This window comes from Duganella sp. Root336D2 (assembly GCF_001425005.1).
Lineage (GTDB): Bacteria > Pseudomonadota > Gammaproteobacteria > Burkholderiales > Burkholderiaceae_D > Rugamonas.
In genome coordinates, this window is the sequence record NZ_LMDB01000033.1 from 435118 (window position 1) to 455466 (window position 20349).

At 62.7% G+C, this 20349-nt stretch carries 17 protein-coding genes; 6 read left to right on the plus strand and 11 right to left on the minus strand.

From position 1 onward, the window contains the following. Positions 1 to 13 precede the first annotated feature (13 nt). A complete protein-coding gene (locus tag ASD07_RS20320) occupies positions 14 to 1852 on the minus strand; it encodes an ABC transporter ATP-binding protein/permease (RefSeq protein WP_055934419.1) in 1839 nt (612 codons plus the stop codon). A gap of 60 nt (positions 1853 to 1912) precedes the next feature. Here ASD07_RS20320 and ASD07_RS20325 point away from each other — a divergent pair, with 60 nt between their 5' ends. Together ASD07_RS20325 and ASD07_RS20330 are read left to right on the plus strand one after the other, a co-directional pair. Next, the gene (locus ASD07_RS20325; RefSeq protein WP_055934421.1) at positions 1913 to 2332 is read left to right on the plus strand and encodes an acyl-CoA thioesterase; all 420 of its coding nucleotides are present in this window, start codon (positions 1913 to 1915) and stop codon (positions 2330 to 2332) included. A 4-nt stretch (positions 2333 to 2336) separates the two neighbouring features. Next, on the plus strand, positions 2337 to 3884 hold the full coding sequence (locus ASD07_RS20330) for an alkaline phosphatase (protein ID WP_055934423.1): 1548 nt from the start codon (positions 2337 to 2339) through the stop codon (positions 3882 to 3884). Here ASD07_RS20330 and ASD07_RS20335 read toward each other — a convergent pair. From ASD07_RS20335 to ASD07_RS20355, 5 genes are all read right to left on the minus strand, one after another. Further along, on the minus strand, positions 3881 to 4288 hold the full coding sequence (locus ASD07_RS20335; protein ID WP_055934425.1) for a lysozyme: 408 nt from the start codon (positions 4286 to 4288) through the stop codon (positions 3881 to 3883). The genes ASD07_RS20330 and ASD07_RS20335 overlap by 4 nt on opposite strands. An 85-nt stretch (positions 4289 to 4373) precedes the next feature. Next, positions 4374 to 6044: a long-chain-fatty-acid--CoA ligase gene (locus ASD07_RS20340; RefSeq protein ID WP_055934427.1), complete on the minus strand. Its 1671-nt coding sequence runs from the start codon at positions 6042 to 6044 to the stop codon at positions 4374 to 4376. A gap of 27 nt (positions 6045 to 6071) precedes the next feature. Continuing rightward, the gene (locus tag ASD07_RS20345) at positions 6072 to 7766 is read right to left on the minus strand and encodes a long-chain fatty acid--CoA ligase (RefSeq protein ID WP_055934429.1); all 1695 of its coding nucleotides are present in this window, start codon (positions 7764 to 7766) and stop codon (positions 6072 to 6074) included. 171 nt (positions 7767 to 7937) lie between these two features. After that, positions 7938 to 9068 carry an aminopeptidase gene (locus tag ASD07_RS20350; protein ID WP_055934431.1) on the minus strand — a complete coding sequence of 377 codons (1131 nt, stop codon included), beginning with the start codon at positions 9066 to 9068 and terminating at the stop codon, positions 7938 to 7940. 9 nt (positions 9069 to 9077) lie between these two features. Next, positions 9078 to 11132 (minus strand): molybdopterin-dependent oxidoreductase, encoded by a 2055-nt coding sequence (locus ASD07_RS20355; RefSeq protein ID WP_055934433.1) that lies wholly within the window; start codon positions 11130 to 11132, stop codon positions 9078 to 9080. A 96-nt stretch (positions 11133 to 11228) separates the two neighbouring features. On the opposite strand from ASD07_RS20355, the gene ASD07_RS20360 reads away from it, so the two are divergent. After that, complete coding sequence (locus ASD07_RS20360) at positions 11229 to 12425, plus strand: M20 aminoacylase family protein (RefSeq protein WP_055934435.1); 1197 nt, start codon at positions 11229 to 11231, stop codon at positions 12423 to 12425. Positions 12426 to 12427: 2 nt separating this feature from the next. On the opposite strand, the gene ASD07_RS20365 is transcribed toward ASD07_RS20360, so the two are convergent. Further along, positions 12428 to 13330 (minus strand): NAD(P)-dependent oxidoreductase, encoded by a 903-nt coding sequence (locus tag ASD07_RS20365; protein ID WP_255357024.1) that lies wholly within the window; start codon positions 13328 to 13330, stop codon positions 12428 to 12430. Positions 13331 to 13468: 138 nt separating this feature from the next. Here ASD07_RS20365 and ASD07_RS20370 point away from each other — a divergent pair, with 138 nt between their 5' ends. Beyond that, positions 13469 to 14014 (plus strand): acyloxyacyl hydrolase, encoded by a 546-nt coding sequence (locus tag ASD07_RS20370; protein ID WP_055934440.1) that lies wholly within the window; start codon positions 13469 to 13471, stop codon positions 14012 to 14014. A gap of 1 nt (position 14015) precedes the next feature. Here ASD07_RS20370 and ASD07_RS20375 read toward each other — a convergent pair whose 3' ends face one another. Together ASD07_RS20375 and ASD07_RS20380 are read right to left on the minus strand one after the other, a co-directional pair. Beyond that, complete coding sequence (locus ASD07_RS20375; RefSeq protein WP_082507453.1) at positions 14016 to 14750, minus strand: SDR family oxidoreductase; 735 nt, start codon at positions 14748 to 14750, stop codon at positions 14016 to 14018. Further along, positions 14747 to 15823: a patatin-like phospholipase family protein gene (locus ASD07_RS20380; RefSeq protein WP_082507454.1), complete on the minus strand. Its 1077-nt coding sequence runs from the start codon at positions 15821 to 15823 to the stop codon at positions 14747 to 14749. Before ASD07_RS20380 ends, ASD07_RS20375 begins: the two co-directional genes overlap by 4 nt. Positions 15824 to 15845: 22 nt before the next feature. Here ASD07_RS20380 and ASD07_RS20385 point away from each other — a divergent pair, with 22 nt between their 5' ends. Then, positions 15846 to 17006: a phosphatase PAP2 family protein gene (locus ASD07_RS20385; protein WP_055934445.1), complete on the plus strand. Its 1161-nt coding sequence runs from the start codon at positions 15846 to 15848 to the stop codon at positions 17004 to 17006. Beyond that, entirely contained in the window at positions 17003 to 17620 is a 618-nt protein-coding gene (locus tag ASD07_RS20390; protein WP_055934447.1) for a CDP-alcohol phosphatidyltransferase family protein, read from the plus strand. Before ASD07_RS20385 ends, ASD07_RS20390 begins: the two co-directional genes overlap by 4 nt. Here the strand turns inward: ASD07_RS20390 and ASD07_RS20395 are convergent. Together ASD07_RS20395 and ASD07_RS20400 are read right to left on the minus strand one after the other, a co-directional pair. Next, positions 17571 to 19361 carry a bifunctional alpha/beta hydrolase/class I SAM-dependent methyltransferase gene (locus ASD07_RS20395; protein WP_055934449.1) on the minus strand — a complete coding sequence of 597 codons (1791 nt, stop codon included), beginning with the start codon at positions 19359 to 19361 and terminating at the stop codon, positions 17571 to 17573. The two genes, ASD07_RS20390 and ASD07_RS20395, sit on opposite strands and share 50 nt — an antisense overlap. A 10-nt stretch (positions 19362 to 19371) precedes the next feature. Beyond that, positions 19372 to 20217: a phosphatidate cytidylyltransferase gene (locus ASD07_RS20400; RefSeq protein ID WP_162246590.1), complete on the minus strand. Its 846-nt coding sequence runs from the start codon at positions 20215 to 20217 to the stop codon at positions 19372 to 19374. Positions 20218 to 20349: the final 132 nt, after the last annotated feature.

Here is a 20349-nt window from a genome sequence, read left to right on the forward strand (position 1 = left end):
CCCCGTCCTCCTGTCAGTTGACCAACTCGCCGGTGGCCGGCGAAGTCTGTTCCTGCTCGCCGCGCGCTTGCTGGCGCTGCCACATCTGGGCGTACAGGCCTTCGCGCGCCAGCAGGGCTGCGTGGGTGCCGCGCTCCACAATCCTGCCGTGGTCGAGCACCAGGATCTGCTGGGCGTCGGCGATGGTCGACAGGCGGTGCGCGATCACCATCGTGGTGCGGTTCTTCGCAATCTCCTTCAACTGGGCCTGGATCGCCTGTTCGGCCTTGGAGTCCAGCGCGGAAGTGGCTTCGTCGAAGATGAGGATGGCGGGATCCTTCAACAGCGTGCGGGCAATTGCCACGCGCTGCTTTTCGCCGCCGGACAACTTGAGGCCGCGCTCGCCGACCATGGTCTCGTAGCCATCGGGCAGGCTGGCGATGAAGTCGTGGATCGAGGCCGCGCGTGCGGCGGCGATGATCTCGTCCTTGCTGGCGCCGGGGCGGCCGTAGGCGATGTTGTATTCGATAGTGTCGTTGAACAGTACCGTATCCTGCGGCACGATGCCGATCGCATGGCGCAGGGAGTGTTGAGTGATATCGCGCAGGTCCTGGCCATCGATCGTGATGCTGCCGCTATTCACCTCATAGAAGCGGTACAGCAGGCGCGATAGCGTCGACTTGCCCGAACCGCTGTGGCCTACCACGGCCGTGGTGGTGCCGGCCGGGATGGTGAAGTCGACGTCGAACAGGATCTGGCGCTTGGGGTCGTAGTTGAAGTCAACGTGGTTGAAGCGTACTTCCGCGCCTTGCGGCTGCAGCGGTTTGGCGTGCGTCGCGTCATCGACTTCGCGATTCTCGCTCAGCAGCGAGAACAGGCGCTCCATATCGGCCAGGCTTTGCTTGATCTCGCGGTAGATCACACCGAGGAAGTTGAGCGGGATATAGAGCTGGATCATGAAGGCGTTCACCAGCACCAGGTCGCCCAGCGTCATGGTGCCGTCGATGACACCTTGCGTCGCGCGCCACAAGATCAGCGTCACTGCAATCGCGATGATGGCCGACTGGCCGGTATTCAGCAGCGACAGCGAGGTTTGCGATTTGACCGCCGCCTTCTCGTAGCGCTGCAGGCCCTCGTCGTAGCGATTGGCTTCGTAGTCCTCGTTGCCGAAGTACTTCACGGTCTCGTAGTTCAGCAGCGAGTCGATAGCCTTGGTGTTGGCCTTCGAATCGAGGTCGTTCATGGTGCGCCGGAAGTGCGTGCGCCAGTTCGTCACCACGATGGTGAAGGTGATATAGATCGCCAGCGCCGAGAAGGTGATGACCGAGAACCAGATGTCGTAATGCGTGACCAGGTAGCCCAGCACCAGCGTGATCTCGACCAGGGTCGGCAGGATGTTGAACAGCGTATAGGAAATCAGTGAGCTGACGCCGCGCGTGCCGCGCTCGATATCGCGCGTCATGCCGCCGGTCTGGCGATTCAGGTGGAAGCGCAGCGACAGCGAATGCAGGTGGCGGAATACTTTGAGCGCAATGGTGCGCACGGCGCGTTGCGTCACGCGCGCGAACAGGAATTCGCGCAACTCTGTGAACATGGTGGTCGACAGGCGCAGCAGGCCATATGCCACCAGCGTTGCGAGGGGCAGCACCAGCAGCGCGCGCGGATCGCCCGGCTTCACCGTCATGGCGTCGACCAGCTGCTTCAGCACGACAGGCACGCCAACGTTGGCGGCCTTGGCGCCGACCAGCGCCAGCAAGGCTGCCAGCACGCGCCATTTGTAGACCCAAAGATAGGGCAGCAATGTTTTCAGAGTAGCAATGTCGCCGCGCTGCTGGCCGGGAGGTGGGGGCGGAGTATTCGAATATCGTCGCATACGTGCGTGGACTGGCTGGTTTAAAATCCCATCAATTGTAGTCCTTCATGAGAATTTGCGATGACCTCCCAAGAACAAACCTCCCGCGGCCTCCCCCCTGGAAAAATGCCTGAACTGCGCGTGATGCCCTCGCCGTCCGACGCCAATGTGTATGGCGACGTTTTCGGCGGCTGGATCATGGCCCAGGTCGACATTGCGGGCTCCCTGCCCGCCACCCGCCGCGCCAACGGCCGCGTCGCCACCATCGCCGTGAACTCTTTCCTGTTCAAGCACCCGGTCTTCGTCGGCGACCTGCTGACCTTTTACGCCGACATCGTCAAGGTCGGCAACACGTCGATCACCGTCAACGTGGAAGTCTACGCGGAACGCAACCGCCTGCAGGCCAATATCGTCAAGGTCACCGAAGCGACGCTGACCTATGTCGCAACCGGCCCTGACCGCAAGCCGCGCCCGGTACCGCCGATAGAAACGCTGCTGTAATCCCATGCAGCAAGGGCGCCGGCTCCTGCTCCAGGCCGCGGCACGCGTGGCCGCCCTGTCGGCCATGGCGCCCTTTCTCCCCGCGCAAGCGCGCAGCGCCGCCAACGGCAGCTATCCCTTCACGCTGGGCGTAGCGTCCGGCGCCCCGCTCCCCGATTCGGTCATCCTCTGGACCCGGCTCCTGCCTGATCCGCTGAACGCGGCTTCCATGCCGCCCCTCGCGCAGCAAGTGCGCTGGGAGGTTGCGCACGACGAAGCCTTCACCCGTCTCGCAGCAAAAGGCACGGCAGTTGCGGCGCCGAATCTCGCGCACAGCGTCAACGTCGACGTGCGCGGCCTGCAGCCGGACCGCTGGTACTGGTACCGCTTCATGCTGGGCGATGCGCTCAGCCCCGTTGGCCGCACGCGCACCGCACCGGCGCCCGGCAGCATGCCGGCTGCATTGAAGCTGGCCGTCGCCTCCTGCCAGCATTGGGAGTTCGGCCATTACGCCGCCCACCGCCACATTGCCCAGGCCGCGCCCGACCTGGTGGCCTTCCTCGGCGACTACATCTACGAATGGGGCCCATACAGCCTGCAGCATCCCACCTCGGCGCTGCGCCGCAACGAGAGTTTCAACCTGGAGCAGTACCGCGCACGTTATGCACAGTACAAGAGCGACCCCGACCTGCAGGCAGCACACCATGCGGCGCCTTGGCTGCTGACCTGGGACGATCACGAGGTGGCCAACGACTACAGCCCGACGCGCGATGAATTGCTGTCGCCTGCCTTCATGCAACGACGCGCTGCAGCCTACCAGGCCTACTTCGAACACCAGCCGCTGCGCTCCCAGCGCATGTACCAGCGCTACGACTGGGGCCAACTGGCGCGCTTCCACGTTCTCGACACACGCCAACACCGTTCAACGCACGCTTGCCAGCCGGCGGGACGCGGCGGTTCCAGTTCGGTGTATCGCCGCTCCTGCCCTGCGCTGGCAGACCGCCGCCGCACCATGCTGGGCAGCGAACAGGAACAGTGGCTGGCGCACGGACTCAAGGAATCGAAGGCGCGCTGGAACATCCTGGCGCAACAGACGCTGATGGCGCAGATGTCGCAGCTGCCCCTGGCCAGCGACAAGGATGGCCGTTTCTGGACCGATGGCTGGGACGGTTATGCCGCGGCGCGCGCCCGCCTGCTGGATGCCGTGCGCAGTGCGCGCAATCCGCTGGTGCTGTCCGGAGACGTGCACACGTTCTTCGCCGCCGATTTGCGGCGCGATCCCACGCGCCCAGCTGGCACCGGCAACCCGGTGGTGGCGACGGAATTCTGCGGCACCTCCGTCACGTCCGGTTCGCGCCCGCAGGCGCGCACGCAGCAATATGTCGACATGAACCATGACCTGCATTTCGGGCGCAGCGACAAACGCGGTTTCATGCTGCTGGACTTGCGCCCCGAGCGGGCCGCCGTCGCTTTCCAGGGACTCGATGATGTGCGCGATGGGGACAGCGGCTTGTCCACGCTGGCCGCCTTCTCGGTAGCCGACGGCAAGCCCGGCTCGCGCCGGGACAGTTAAGCGCGGAAAGGCGCGCTTTCTTCCTTGCGCCGCGCAGCCAGCCCGGCGTGCGGCACCAGGCGTCCCGCGACGGGCGCGCTGATATTGCGCAGCATGGCATCGGCCGCGCCAGCGAGGTCGCCGCAATCGATACGGCGCAGCACCAGCATTGCACCGCCGGCGCCAAGATTATGTGTATAGCTGACCAGCGCATCGAACTGCGCCTGCGTGAGGGGATGGTGGCTGACCTGGCGCTGTACTGCGCGTTCTGCGCTGCGCACCGACAGGTCGAAAGCGGCTTCGACCTGGTCCGGCGTCATGTCGGGACGGGAAACTTCGTAGTAGCCGCGCAGGCCTGCGCGCTGTCGTAGTGCGCGGCGGCCTTCGGTACTGAGGGTGAGTGCAAAGTTGTAAAGAAGGCCCATATGGTCTCCGGAGGCGGCTCAGGTGGTGCGTTCCACTCTACAGCCGGCCCGGAGCCATACTCTGCGCCAGGTCAAACCTGCCGGCTTATGCTGCTTTCTTCTCGTCGCGCAGTTGGCGGCGCAGGATCTTGCCGACATTGGTCTTCGGCAGTTCGTCCCGGAACTCAATGTACTTCGGCTTCTTGTAGGCGGTCAACTCGTGTTTGCAGAACTCGAGCAGCGCTTCCGCGGTCAGGTTCGGGTCCTTGCGGACAACGAACAATTTCACCGCTTCGCCGGAGTTCGCATCGGGTACGCCAACGCAAGCCACTTCGAGAACGCCCGGGTGGGCGGCAACCACGCCTTCCACTTCGTTCGGGTACACATTGAAGCCCGACACCAGGATCATGTCCTTCTTGCGGTCGACGATGCGCACGAAGCCTTTCTCGTCCATGATGCCAACGTCGCCGGTCTTGAAGAAGCCGTCAGCGGTGATCGACTTCGCGGTTTCGTCGGGACGGTTCCAGTAGCCGGCCATCACCTGCGGGCCGCGGATTGCAATCTCGCCGGCGGAGCCGAGCGGCACTTCCTTGCCGTCGTCGTCCAGGATCGCCAGGTCGGTGGAAGGGATCGGTACGCCGATGGTGCCGGTGAATTCCTTGATGTCGACGCGGTTGGCAGTCGCCACCGGCGAAGTCTCGGACAGGCCGTAGCCTTCGATGATCGGGGTGCCGGTCACTTTGAGCCAGCGGTCAGCCACCGACTGCTGCACAGCCATGCCGCCGCCGTTGCAGATCTTGTAGCTCGAGAAATCCAGCTTGTTGAAGTCCGGGTTGTTCAGCAGCGCGTTGTACAGCGTATTCACGGCCGGGAACACGGTCACCGGGTATTTGCCCAGCTCTTTCACGAAGCCCGGGATATCGCGCGGGTTCGGGATCAGGATATTCATGCCGCCCAGCTTCCAGCCCATGAAGCAGGAAATGGTCAGCGAGTAGATGTGGTACAGCGGCAGCGCGGCAACGAAGACCATCTGCTTGTCGCTCGGCGCCATCTGCAGCCAGGCTTCGTTCTGCAGCATGTTGGCCACCACGTTACTGTGCAGCAGGACTGCGCCCTTGGACACGCCGGTGGTGCCGCCGGTGTACTGCAGGAAGGCGATGTCGCCTGGCTTCTGGTCGGCCGGCTTGAGCGTCAGGCGCGAACCTTCGGACAGCACCTGCTTGAAGGTGACGTGGCCAGGGATATTCCAGGCCGGCACCATCTTCTTCACATTGCGCACCACGAAGTTGACGATCATGCCTTTCAGGCCGCCCAGCAGGTCGCCCATCGACGCCACGATCACATGCTTGACCGGAGTCGACGCCACGACTTGCTGCACGGTGGTGGCAAAGTTTTCCAGCACGATCACGGCTTCCGCGCCGGAGTCGTTCAGCTGGTGCTGCAGCTCGCGCGGGGTGTACAGCGGATTGACGTTCACCACCACATAACCGGCACGGATGATGCCCGCCAGCGCGACCGGGTATTGCAATACGTTAGGCAGCATGATGGCGACGCGCGCACCCGGCTTCAGGCCCTTGGACTGCAGCCAGGCACCGAACTGCTTCGACAGCTGGTCCACCTCGGAGTAGGTCAGGAACTTGTCCATGCAGACGTAAGCGTTGCGGCTTGCGTACTTCTGGAACGACTCCTCCATCAGGTGGGTCACGGAGCGGTACTGCGAAATATCGATCTCCGCAGGAACGCCTTCGGGATAAGACTTCAGCCAGATTTTTTCCATCGTATTGCCTTTCGTGTGCCTTGCCGCTTATGCGGCCTTCTTGTCGTCGGCAGGCTTCTCGTCGCGCAGCATGCGGCGCAGGATCTTGCCAACGTTCGTCTTCGGAAGCTCCGTGCGGAACTCGATATATTTCGGCTTCTTGTAGCCGGTCAGGTTTTGCTTGCAGTGCTCCATCAGCGCTTCGACGGTCAGGTTCGGGTCCTTCTTCACCACGAACACTTTTACCGCTTCGCCGGAATGCTCGTCCGGCACGCCGATGCAGGCGCATTCCAGCACGCCCGGATGCGCTGCCACCACGTCTTCGATTTCATTCGGATAGACATTGAAACCGGAGACCAGGATCATGTCCTTTTTGCGATCCACGATCTTGACGTAGCCGCGATCGTCCATCACGCCCACGTCGCCGGATTTGAAGAAGCCGTCGGCCGTCATGACCTTGGCGGTTTCCTCCGGACGGTTCCAGTAGCCGGCCATCACCTGCGGACCGCGAATGGCGATTTCACCCGGGCTGCCCAGCGCCACTTCGTTGCCGGCATCGTCCAGGATCGTCACTTCGGTGGAAGGAATCGGCAAGCCGATCATGCCGGAGAAATCAGTACTGTCGAAACGGTTGGCGGTGGCCACCGGTGCGGTCTCGGACAAGCCGTAGCCTTCCACGATGGTGACGCCGGTTGCAGCCAGCCATTTGTCGGCCACGGCCTTCTGTACCGCCATGCCGCCGCCGTTGGCGACCTTCAGGCCGGAAAAGTCCAGCTTGGTGAAATCAGGATGGTTCAGCAGCGCGTTGTACAGCGTGTTCACGGCCGGCAGCATATTGAAGCGGTACTTGGCCAGCTCCTTGATAAAGCCGCCGATATCGCGCGGGTTCGGGATCAGCACATTCAGGCCGCCCTCGCGGATACCCCACATGGCGCACACGGTCAGCGCGAAGATGTGGTACAGCGGCAGCGCGCAAATGATGGTGCGTTCTTCCGGCGGCAGGTCGGCCAGCTTCGGCGCCGACCAGGCCTGCATCTGCAGCAGGTTGGCGATGATGTTGCGGTGGGTCAGGGTCGCGCCCTTCGACACGCCGGTGGTACCGCCGGTGTACTGCAGGAAGGCCACGTCTTCATGGCGCAATTCGACCGGGGTCAGCTTCATGCTGCGGGCATGGCCCAGCGCGTCCTTGAAGCGCACGGCGTTCGGCAGCGAGAACGGCGGCACCAGCTTCTTCACGTTGCGCACCACGAAGTTGACGATATGGCCTTTCAGGCCGCCCAGCATCTCGCCCATATTGGCGACGATGATGTGCTTGACCTGGGTGCGCGGCAGCACCTGCTCCAGGGTAGTCGCGAAATTCTCGAGGATGATAATGGCTTCCGCGCCGGAGTCGTTGAGCTGGTGCTCCAGCTCGCGCGGGGTGTACAGCGGATTGACGTTGACGACGGTGTAGCCGGCACGCAGGATGGCGGCGATGGCAATCGGGTATTGCAGCACGTTCGGCATCATGACAGCTACGCGCGCGCCCTTCTTCATGCCGCGGCTTTGCAGCCAGGCGCCAAGGCGCTTGGAGTGCTGGTCCAGATCGGCATAGGTGATGAATTTGTCCATGCACACGAAGGCATTGCGCGACGCGTACTTCTGGAACGATTCTTCAAGCAGGTGAACCAGGGAGCGGTATTGCGTAGCGTCGATTTCACTTGGTACGCCGGGAGGATACGACTTCAACCAGATTTTTTCCATCCTGTGCCTCTTTGTCTCAGTTTTATATATTTTTATTTGCGAAAATAGAACGGCCGTGCTTTCCCGCACTCTAGATGCTATCGTGCAGCATGACACAGGGCAAGCTATTTTCGGGGTTTGGAACTCGTCCTCTAGCGGGCCTACGTGCTGCAAAGCAGCATAGATACAGCGTCAATTGACGGCGCCCGGTTCCTTGGCAGCGGCGGCCGTCGTAGTCTCAGTGGCTTGCGCCATTGAGCGCGCCAGTTCGTGCAGTCTGTCATGCCGTTCCACGGATGGCAGGTTGCTCATGCTCCGCACCGCAGCATAAAACTGCGGGAATGCCTTTTCCTTCACTAGTAAAGCACGGAAGCCTGGCAGCAGATCATTATAGGTTGCAACAGATGCCAAATGGGCATTATTCAATGGTTCTGCAAAGAATCGGTCGTAGCCGTTGTAGCCACCCCAATTGGCCTTGAGGACCTTGTAGCTCTCCTGCAGGGCGGCGAAGATGCGCAACTTTTCCTCGCGCTTCTTCTTGGCGCTGGCTTTGCTGGCATAGTTGTCCGCCAGCATTTGACGATGCTTCACCAGCAAGTCCATGAAGTCTTGGCGGCGCACGTTGTAGCGCGCGTAGGCTTCGCGCATGGCGTCGTTGCCATACAGCGCAAGCCAATGGTTGACGCCCGCTTCCTCCACCGCGGAAGCAAACGCTTCATTGAATTTGGAATCGCCCTGCACGTACACCACCTGGTGCGCCAGTTCGTGGAAGACCAGGCGCGCCAGCTCGGCATCGGAATGGTTGATGAAGGTGGACAGCAATGGATCGCTGAGCCAGCCCAGCGTGGAATAAGCCGGTACGCCGCCGACCTGCACGTCGTTGCCCTCCTTGCGCAGCTCCGCCGCATAGGCTTCGGCATCGGCCTTGTCATAGTAGCCGCGATAGCTGACACAGCCGGCAATCGGGAAACACCACTGTACCGGGCGCAGCGACAGCTCCGGCGTGGCGACCACATTCCACAGCACGTATTGCCGGTTCAGCGGCGCGTAGTTCTTGTAGCTGGAGTTGTCGGGCAGGCCAAGTTCCTTGACCGCAAATTTGCGGATCAGCTTGGCCTTTTCAAGACGGGCTTTGAGGTTCGGATCAGTGCCTGGATCGCCAATCCAGTCATCGACCGGACGCGCGTCAGACCAGAGCGCGTACTGGCCCTGGGCAGCCTGGAAGTAGTACTTGAATTGCGCACAACCGGCCAGGAGGGCGGCGCACACACCCGCCGTTGCCAGGTATCTGGCACGCAGTTTCAGGTGGGCTAACGTGCGCATAAATCATTCTCAGGGGGCTTTCTCGACTTGAACCAGTGTATCGTAAAACGTCGGTGCACGACCCATGTCAGTCAGTCGTTGGCTGGTCACCTCATTGGCGTTTTTGCCATCGCCTGCCAGCTTCTTCCACCAGATCGACAAGCCCACCACCAGGCCTTTGCGGGCCTTCGGCGTCACGCGCGCCTTGCACACGAAGGAGCCGCGATCGTTGAAGATGCGCACCATATCGCCGTGGTTGATGCCACGTGTTGCCGCATCGTCAGGGTTGATGTCGAGCTGGGGCTCGCCCTCGGTCGCCCGCAAGCTTTGCACGTTGACAAAGGTCGAATTGAGGAAGTTGCGTGCCGGCGGAGATATCATCGCAAGCGGGTATTTTGCCGCCAGTTCGGGGGAAGATGCTGCAGATTCATAGTTTGGGATATAGGCGGGCAACGGCTCCAGGCCATCCTTCTTCATGCTTTCTGAGTAGAACTCACATTTTCCTGATGGTGTGGGGAAATTGCCGCATGCAAAGGGCGCATCAGGAACTTCCAGTTTCTGCCAGCCCTTTTGCTTGAGTGACTCCCAGTCAAATTGCACGAACGCCACGGATGCCAGCGCGTCATCACTGTCGCGGAAGCATGGATCGTCAAAGCCCATGCGTGCCGCCAGCAAGCGGAAGATTTCAGTATTGGCCTTCGCCTCGCCCATCGGCGCGATGGCCGGGTTGTTGGCCATCATGTACAGGTGGCCGTAAGCGCTGTGCGCGTCGGTATGCTCCAGCTGCGTGGTGGCCGGCAGCACGATGTCGGCGTAGTCGGCGGTATCGGTCTGGAAATGTTCCAGCACCACCGTGAACAGGTCTTCGCGCGCAAAGCCGGCCTGTACCCTGGACGAATCGGGCGCCACCGCAAGCGGATTGGAGTTGTAGACGATGACCGCCTTGACCTGCGGCCCGAACTCCGGCGAGGCCGGACGGAGCAGGTCGTCGCCGATGGTCGTCATATTGATGGTGCGCGGCTGTTTCGCCAGCAAATCCGGGCGCTGCAGCGCAGCCAGGTTCTTCTTGAAGGTACCTGAAGCGGACAATTGCACGCCACCCGCCGCGTGGCGCCAGGCGCCCACCAGGGCTGGCAAACAAGAAATATTGCGCACGGCCATGCCGCCGCCATGCACCCGCTGCACGCCGTAATTCATGCGGATCGCCACCGGCTCGCCGCGCTTGGCAGTTTCGCCATACTCGCGTGCCAGGCCTTCCACTTCTGCAACTGTGATGCCGCAGGTCGCCGCCACGCGCTCAGGCGTCCATTCCGCCACGCGCTGGCGCAGCTGCTCGAAGCCGACCGTGTAGTCGGCGATGTAGGCGTGGTCCAGCAGGTCGTCGCGCACCAGGATGTGCATCAGGCCCAGCGCCAGCGCCGCGTCCGTGCCTGGCAGGACGGCGATGTGCTGGTGGCATTTCTCGGCCGTCAGCGAGCGGTACGGGTCGATGGCGATCAGCTTCGCGCCATTGCGCTTGGCTTCCTGGGCACGGGTCCAGAAATGCAGGTTGGATGCGATCGGGTTGCCGCCCCAGATGATGAGCAGCTTGGCATTCTGGAATTGCTCGATATCGGTACCGATCGAGGCGCCGACGGTGTATTTGTAGCCGGTAGCACCGGCCGTGGCGCAAATGGTGCGGTCCAGCAGCGAAGCGCCGATCTTGTGGAAGAAGCGGGACGACATCGAGTCGCCCTGCACCAGCCCCATGGTGCCGGCATAGCTGTATGGCAGGATGGCCTCCGGCTCGGTCGCGGCCAGCGGTTGCAGGCGCGCCGCGATCTCGTCCAGCGCCTGCTCCCAGCTGATGCGCTCGAACCTGCCCTCGCCCTTCCTGCCGACGCGGCGCATCGGGTACAGCAGGCGGTCCGGCGAATATGTGCGCTCGGTATAGCGGGAAACCTTGGTGCACAGCACCCCCGCGGTGGTCGGATGATCCGGATCGCCCTTCACCTCGGTCGCTACGCCGTCCTCAACGGTGACGAGCAGGGCGCAGGTATCGGGGCAATCGTGCGGGCAGGTGGCGCGGACTTGTGTGGATGACATCTTGATCTGGGTTAGCGACGGCTGAAAACAGTATCGTAAACGATTCCAGAAAATCGCATCGGGAGGCTAGAATGGCAAGTCCGATGGAGAACAAAAATGAAACTAATCGACCCGATTATCGCGTTTCAGTCCGAGTTGCAGCAGATCCGACGCGACCTGCATGCCCACCCGGAACTCTGCTATGAAGAAGAACGTACCGCCGATGTGGTTTGCGCCAAGCTGACCGAATGGGGCATCCCTTTCGAGCGCGGCCTGGGCAAGACCGGCGTGGTTGGCGTCATCAGGAACGGCACGTCCGGACGCGCCATTGGCCTGCGCGCCGACATGGATGCCCTGCCTATGCAGGAGATCAATACCTTTGCGCACGCATCCAGGCACCCCGGCAAGATGCACGCTTGCGGCCATGACGGCCACACTGCCATGCTGCTGGGCGCGGCCCATCACCTGGCCAAACACCGCAATTTCGACGGTACTGTCTACCTGGTGTTCCAGCCGGCCGAAGAAGGCGGCGCCGGCGCGCGCGCAATGATCAAGGATGGCCTGTTCGAGCGCTTCCCGATGGATGCGATCTACGGCATGCATAACTGGCCCGGCATGGCGCAGGGCGCGCTGGGCGCCTGCGAAGGCCCGATGATGGCGTCGTCCAATGAATTCCACGTGACCGTGCGCGGCAAGGGCGCCCATGCGGCCCAGCCGCACAAGGGCATCGACCCGATCATGATCGCGGTGCAGATTGCGCAGGCCTGGCAGACCATCGTCACGCGCAACAAGAGCCCACTCGATACGGCCGTGCTGTCGATCACCCAGATCCACGCCGGCAGCGCCACCAACGTGATTCCGGACGATGCGAAGCTGGTCGGCACCGTGCGCACCTTCACCACCGACGTACTGGACATGGTGGAAAGGCGCATGCAGTCGCTGGCGCAAGGCATTGCCGCCGCCTTTGACGCCGAAGTGGAGTTCACCTTCCGCCGCAACTATCCGCCGCTGGTGAACCACGCCAAGGAAACCCGCTTCGCGCTGGACGTCATGAAGTCGGTGGTCGGCGAGGCTATGGTGGACGCCAACGTCGAACCGACCATGGGCGCCGAGGACTTCGCTTTCTTCCTGCAGGAGAAGCCGGGCTGCTACATCTTCATCGGCAACGGCGAAGGCGAGCACCGCGACGGCGGGCATGGCTTCGGTCCCTGCGTGCTGCACAACGCCAGCTACGATTTCAATGACCGCCTGCTGCCGATCGGCGCCAGCTTCTGGGTGCAGCTGGCAGAAGCGGCATTGCCGCCGGCGCGTTAAGCCTAAGGCAGCTTGTCGGCCTGCGTTCCGACCCGCACGCCATCATTCAGCCGCTCCAGCGCCAGCAGCGCGGCCGAATGGTCGGCGCGCGGATAAACATCCTTGATCGACTCATAGCGCTCGGTCACCAGGCTGGTGACCGGCAGCGCCACGCCGGCAGCTGCGGCAGCGGCGAGGATATTGTGCTGGTCCTTCAACTGCGTCAGCACCTGCCCGCCCGGCAGGAAGTTGCGCTCCAGCATGCGCTGGCCGTGCACCTCCAGCACGCGGCTTTCGGCAAAGCCGCCGCGGATCGCCTCGCGTACCGCCACCGGATCGGCCCCCGCCGCTTGCGCCAGCAGCAAGGCCTCCGCCACGATATTGATGGTGCCGCCGACGATCAGCTGGTTGCACAGCTTTGCCACCTGACCGCTGCCGGCCGGGCCAACCAGTTTCGGCTTGCCCATCGCTTCCAGTACCGGCCGCGCCGCTTCAAAGTCCGCCGCGCTGCCGCCCGCCATGATGGCCAGCGTGCCCGCCTGCGCCCCACCGACGCCGCCCGATACCGGCGCATCGATGAAGCGATGCCCGCGCGCCGCCAGCAGTGCGTGGAAAGCCTGCGCTTCGTCCTGGCGCGTCGAGCTCATATCAATCCACAGCGTATTGGGACGCAGCGCATCGGCCGCCGCTTCGATCACGCCGCCGACCGCATCGCCGGCAGACAGCATCGACACCACCACGGCGGCATCGGCCACGGCGTGCGGCAACACGTCGTCCGGATCGGCGCCGGCGGCAGCCAATACGCCGGCCTTGCCGGCGGTGCGGTTCCATACCGTAACCGTGAAACCTGCTGCCAGCAGGCGGTGTACCATAGGCTCACCCATCAAGCCGATGCCAAGAAATGCGATTCGCAGAGGATGTGCCACGATAAGCTCCAGAAGTGCCAATATTGCAGTGATTCTAACAATTAAGGGGTCGCCTGAAAAAAATTCAGAACGAAAGTAAAATTGCCGGCATTGCCGCAGCAAATATTGAAGACTGCGGCAAGGACAAGAGAGAAAAATATGCAAATCAAAAAACTGCTCGCTGCTGCCGCGGCCACGCTCGTAGCGCAATCCGCTTTCGCCTTCGACATCAATTCCGCCTACGTGGAAGGCGGCTCGGCTTCCAAGATCCGCATGGTGCGCCTGGGCGCCACGCAGGACTTCAAGCCTGAATGGACCTGGTTCAATTCCAACGGCACCCACGTCACCGGTTACTGGGACGCCAGCATCGGTTTCTGGCAGGCCCGCCAGTGGCACAACATGCCTGGCGACAAAGAGAACCTGTTTGACGTCGGCTTTACCCCGGTCATCCGCTATGAGAATACCAGCAAGAAGGGCTTCTACGTTGAAGGCGGCATCGGCGCGCACGTGCTGTCCAAGACCTATTACAGCAACGATGACGGCCTGTCGACTGCGTTCCAGTTCGGCGACCATATCGCCGTTGGCTATGTGTTCGACAACAAGTGGGAAGTCGCCCTGAAGGCGCAGCACTACTCCAACGGCGGCATCAAGCGGCCGAACAGCGGCGTCGACCTCATCATGCTGAAAGCCGCCTACCGCTACTGATCTACTTCCTGCGGTAGCGCTGCAATCCCTTTGGCAGCAGGTTAAACACACGCACCATCGCGTGCAGCTGCCAGGGGAAAATGCAGTGCGCATCCCGTTCCGCGATCGCGCGTGCGATGCGGCGCACCGCCTCTTCTTCGGTCTGCAGGAAAGGCTTGCGCTGCGCACTTCCCCCGTTCAAATCCCTTAGTTTCTGCGTATCGACATAGCCCGGCACCACGGCCGTTACGCCGATCCCGTGCGGCGCCAGCGCCTTGCGGTAGGCATCGCTGATCGCAATCGCTGCGCGCTTGCTCGCGCTGTACAGGGAACCATTCGGGTATTCGTGCAGCAAGCCGGCAATCGACGCCACCACCACCAACTGGCCGCGCCCATTAGGCAGCATAGCCTGCGCAGCGGCATCGAATGCATGGCAAAGGCCGGACACATTGGTACGCACCACCGGCAGGCTGCGCATCGGATCCTGCGCCAGCGCATTTGCATCGGCATACTGGCCGGCAGTGACCACCAGCAGGTCAAGTCCTTCTTCCGCAAAATCACTGACCGCATCGAATACCGACTGGCGGTCGCCGATGTCGAAACCATAGCGGCGCAAGCCTGCGTGCGCAGTGATCGGATTGCCATCCAGCCGAGAGGGGTCGCGGCCACACACTGCCAATTGCACACCCTGCTGCGCGTAGTGTTTTGCCAGCGCCAGCCCGATGCCGCTGGTGCCGCCGATGATCATTACCCTCATTTACTTCCTCTGTTAAACCTTGTTTCGTGCCGCAGGCGCAGCCCAGGCCTGGCATATGCTTCGATGCCGCGCTGGTAGCCGTACTGCCATTGCGCTTCCACGTCTTGCGCATATGCGGCAAGGCTGTGCGGCATCTCGAGCCTGATACGGTTGCCCAGCCAGTCGATGCGCTTGCGCATGCCGCTGCCGCGCAAGGCGCGCGAGATGTCGCTGGTATCAACCCAGGCGTGGGCATGCTGGGCGTGCACGTGCTTCAGGCGCGCGTTGCCGTCGATACCGAGCACCTGGCGCAGGGCAGGAATCGCCAGCACCTGGCCGAAAGGCGGTTTGGCCTCCATCGTCACGTGCCTGGCCAGTCCATGCGCAATCTCGATCGGGAACAGGTCGATCACGCCGCCCATATAGTGTTCGCCGCCATGCGCATGGCAGGCGAAGTACAGCATATCGGTGATCGAACTGCGCACCGCATCGGCGATCGGCATGGTGCTGTCCAATAGCAGACCGGGAGCAACCGCGCCGCAACTCCATGCCGGTGAACTGGCCGGCGCCTGCCATCCCTCCAGCAGGCCGCAAGCGCGGTCGGGGCCTAGGACGACTTCCGCAAACAGCGGACGTTCTCCCCGCATTTGGCCTGTGTGCTCGCGGCGAAACAGCAGCTTGGCCGCTACGATGGCAAGCGCCGTGTGCGATTGCGCACTGGCCGGCAAAGGCAGCTCCCCTGGCAATTCAAACATGTAATCGTCGAACACGTCCGGCACACGCTTCGCGCGGCCGTGCGACAGCCCGCGCAGCAAGGCCGCACCCAGTACCGGCAGCGGACGCACATGCGGTGCCGCGTGCATACGGCACAGGAACCGGTACATCGCGGGCGAGACGAGCCACTGCTTGCGCTGCTCGGCATCCGGCAAGGCATGGATGATTGCCGCCGCCAGCGAACCGCCGCAACTGGCGAGGATGATGTCGGGCGCCATGCCGCTGTCTTCCGCCGCTGCGTGCATGCCCAGGTAATAGCCGAAGCGGAATCCGCCGCCCGCCATCACCATGCAGCGCTCGTACTTTTGATCTTCACTCATATCGCGTGACATAATGCCATGAATGCAACTCCTGCACCTGATCATCAATGCCCTGTTATTCGGGCTTTGCTACACGCTCACGAACCTTGCTGCCGAAGCGGCGCAGGTCCAGCGCACGCTGGCGCTTCCGTTCGAGCAGGCCATTCCGTTCCTGCCGTGGATGATCATTCCCTATGCCAGCTCCGGCCCCTTGCTGGCCTGGGCCTTCTTCAAGGTTCGCAAAGGAGACTCCCTGCGCGCCTATAGCCGCCGCCTGATGCTCTCCACCGTCGCAGCCGGCCTGGTGTTCGCTGTCCTCCCGGCGCGCTTCCCTGCCGGCAGGATGGTGCCAGAGCACGGCTTGCTCCAGCTAGCCTATGGCTTGCTTGACGCATCGGACCGTCCCTACAACCAGTTCCCGTCCCTGCACATAACCTACTGCATCCTGCTGTGGCTCGCGCTGCGGCCAGCCATCGTAAGCCGTACCTGGCGCATTGCGCTGGCCTGCTGGCTGCTGCTGGTTGGCGCCAGCACGCTCCTGACCTGGCAGCATGCCGTTGCCGATATCGCAGGCGGCATCGTCCTTTCAGGCATCGCCTGCCGTGCGGTGCGTCCCGGCGCCACTGCACGCCAAAGCCTCTCGTTCTATTACGCCATCATGGCCGGACTGGCCTTGCTGGCAGCCAGCCTGTTCGCCCCCGCGTGGCCATGGATTTACCTGGCGGCCAGCCTGCTGCTGGTGGCATTGGCGTACGCCCGCCGCAATGCATCCTTCCTGCGCAAACAGCAAGGCCGGCATCCGGCCTGGATCTGGCTGCTGTTCTGGCCCTACCTTGCCGGCTACGCCGCAACATGGCAGCTGGTACGCTGGCGCCACCGCGGCAAACCCGCGTTCGCGAAGGCGGCCGACGGTTTATGGGTAGGCCGCCGCCTGAGCTCCAGCGAGGCGCTGCAACTGCCGCCTGGCTGCAGCGTCATCGACCTGAGCGCAGAACTCAGTGAAACCGGTGCGCTGCGCCGCGGCCATTACCGCCACATCCCCTTACTGGACCTGCAGGCGCCCAGCCGCAAGCAGGTTCGCGCCATCCTTGCAGCTATCGACACGGAGCGCAGGCAGGACCGCCCGGTCTACCTGCACTGTGCGATGGGTTATAGCCGCAGCCGATTTATCGCCCGTATCTACCTTGACTCTTACACGCCATGAGCATCTCGATCTACCAGCTTAAACCGCGTTTTCAGCAATTGCTGCGTCCATTCCTCAACCTGCTCACGCGGATCGGCATCACGCCGAACCAGGTCACGCTGGCAGCAATGATGCTGTCCGTGGGTTACGGTGCTGCGCTGGCATTGGCACCGCAGTGCCTCGGCCTGTGGCTGGGCCTGCCTTTCTTCCTCCTGCTGCGCATGGCGCTCAACGCCATCGACGGCATGCTGGCAAATGCGACCGGCAACAAGACCGCCCTGGGCGCCTTGCTCAACGAGTTGTGCGACCAGGTATCGGACGCCGCCCTGTATCTGCCGGTCGCCCTGCTGGCTGGCGTCTCTGCGCACCTGGTGGTGCTGGTCGTCGTACTCGCACTGCTGGCGGAGTTCGCCGGTGTCCTGGCCAGCAGCATCGGCGTCCCTCGCCGCTTCGATGGACCGATGGGGAAAAGCGACCGCGCCTTTGCTTTCGGCCTGCTTGGCCTGCTCGAGTGGGCAGGCGTTGCGCCGTTCTGGCACAACGCCCTGCTTGCCGCGGTCCTGGTGCTGTCTCTGGTGACGGTATTTAACCGGGTGCGCCAGGCGCTGATGCTTTCTCCGCTAGAGACACTGTAAAAATCCCTTCCAGCCCGATACTGGTACGCAGTTTGCGGCAGCCGGCCAGCGCAACCAGGCCATCCATCTCGGCCTGCACGCGCGGACGCATGCGCCATGGCTCGCCGCGGTGGTTGTTCAGCGTGTAGGCGATCATGTCCAGTTGCGGATGCCACGGCTGGCCGGTGTACAGCAAGCTGCCGCCTTCGCGCAGGCTGGCCGAAACTCCGCCTAGCGATTTCAGCACCAGCGCGTTGTCGCTGAACAGCTCATACAGGCCGGAAACAATGGCGATGTCGTAGCGTCCTTCCTGGCCTTTGTAGCTGTCGGCGTCGAAGGCGTCGCGGCGACAGTACTCGATGCGGGCGCTGATCTTCAGCTGTTCCGCCAACCGCTTCGCCTGGTCCAGGTTGTGCTGCTCGTAGTCGCACAGCGTGAGCTCGATCTCGCGGTCCTGGAAACGCTTGACGGTCTCCAGCACGTATCGCGCGGAACCTGCGGCAATATCGAGGATGCGCAGCGGGCCCGGGGCCTGGTGCGCCGCGATCTGCTCGGCCAGCATCTGCTGCATCTGCACCTTGCGCAGGCGGATGCCGCGCCAGCCCACCGCATCCAGGTAGCCGCGGTCCATCATGCCGCCAAAACCAAGCTTGCCGCCGGCCTGGTTGCGATACACATAGTCCAGCGACTCGCCCGAATCAAAACCGTGACGCAGGCCGATCTTCATACCGTCGCTCAGCGGCCCCATTACCTTCAGCATGTTTCGCTGCACGCCGAACCATGCCCGCGTCAGCGCATTGCCGGTCTGGTTGTTCACCAGCGCCGCGTAGTGTTGCGCACCCTGTCCCTGGCGATCAGCTGCCGCGAAACGCTGCGGTGATGCCGGCCTCGAAGCGAAGCATTCATCGATAAAGGCGCGGCTCGCCTGCATCGCGACGGAAGTGTCTTCCTCGTAGAAGATGGCGTGGCGGCAGCGCTGCAGCCTGACGTAGCGTTTCACTGGCGACGACAGCCGGTCGAAGAACAGCTTTTGCGGCGCCTCATGCACCACGTAATCCTGGTCCGCCGCCAGCATCAACACCGGCGTATCGATGGCGGCTGCATCGTGCACGATGCGCTGCGCCGTATCGGCAAGTTCAAGCAGGATCTGGGCCGAGATGCTCTTGGCGATCAGCGGGTCCTCGCCGTAGGCGCGAGCCTGCTCTGCCGAATGCGTCAGCATGGTCGGGCGAATATAGCTGGTGACGAACAGATCCGGCTTAAAGCGCCGTGCGAAACGCAGGCCCGGTTTCGCCAGCGGAACGTAAAGCTTGATCGCAAAGGCGGCGGCAGCCATGACCAGGCCGCGTACCTGCGGCGCATAGTCATGCAGCCAGGTCGCAGCCACCACGGCACCCACGCTGTTGGCCACCACCAGCACATCCTCGATCGCGAAGCCATGTTTGCTGCAGATGTGGTGCACGAAAGTATCAAGGTCGTCCACCATCGTGGCGAAGCTAGGCGCCGAACCGCGTTCGCCCGGCGAGTAGCCATGCCCGCGCGCATCGTAAGCGAACGCCCAGTCACCGTGGAAGCCGAATTGCTCAACCAGCGCGCCGATACGGCCGGAATGCTCATGCCCGCGATGCAGGAAGACCAATGCGCGCGGCGCTCCGCTGCGTGGCGCCAGCGGCATCCAGCTCCGGTAGAACAGGCGCGTACCGTCGGCCGCGGCAAATCCGGACTGGCTCTCGCTCCAGGCCAGGCCTCGTTCAATCTTCATTCTTTTTTCCTTATCGATAATTGAGCAACAGGTACAGCAGGGGGGCCGTAACCACCAGGCTGTCCGCGCGGTCCAGCATCCCGCCATGGCCGGGAATCAGGTTTGAAAAATCCTTGATGCCTAGCTTGCGTTTCGCCGCGGAGAACATCACGTCGCCGGCAAAGCCGCCAACCGACAGCAGCACGGCGATTGCCGCCAGCCAGGCTGGCTGGCCCAAGCCGAAGTAGGCGCCCATGCCCAGCGACAGCAGGGCGGAAACCACAACTCCGCCCAGCAAGCCTTGCCAGGTTTTTTGCGGGCTGATCTGGGGAACGATTTTCTGCTTGCCGAACAGTTTGCCGCTGGTGAACTGGGCGATGTCGTTCAAGGCGGTCACGATGAACAGGTAAAACAGCCAGGACAGGTTCACCTTCGGCCCGAACGGCAGGTGCACAAACGCGGGGACGAAGCTGACACCAAAGCAGGTCACTGCAAACAGCAGCCAGGGCAGCGCAGCGAGCTTGCGTGAATGCCAGAGGTACGCAGCGGCAGCGACGCTGGCCAGTGCAAACGCCGCAGGCAAGGAAGAAGGCGAGTACGCGCCAGCGATAACGGCAGCGAACAGGCTCGCAGCCGCGGCGGCCAGAAAGCGGCCGGCAGCTCGACCGCAGTAAGGCGCAAGCTCCCGCGCAGCCAAGCCGCAAATGACGAGTGCCAGCAGCGGCGCACCCACCGGGTACAGGATCAAGCCGCAGCTTACAACGGGGAAGATGAACCACCAGGCATTCACCTGGTCGCGCAATTGGCTGGTACGCGAGCCAAGCGCCAATCCCACGCCTGTGGAGACCACACCCAGCAGCACGTACAAGGCAGCCATGGCGTATCCAAGCTGCGTCGTGAAAATTCCATTCATGACTTGCATTTTGCCAACAACTAGCCGATGCACAATCACACATTGTCACGAAGGGCAAAAAAAAACCGCCAGGTTGTCCTGGCGGTTCCTGTGCGT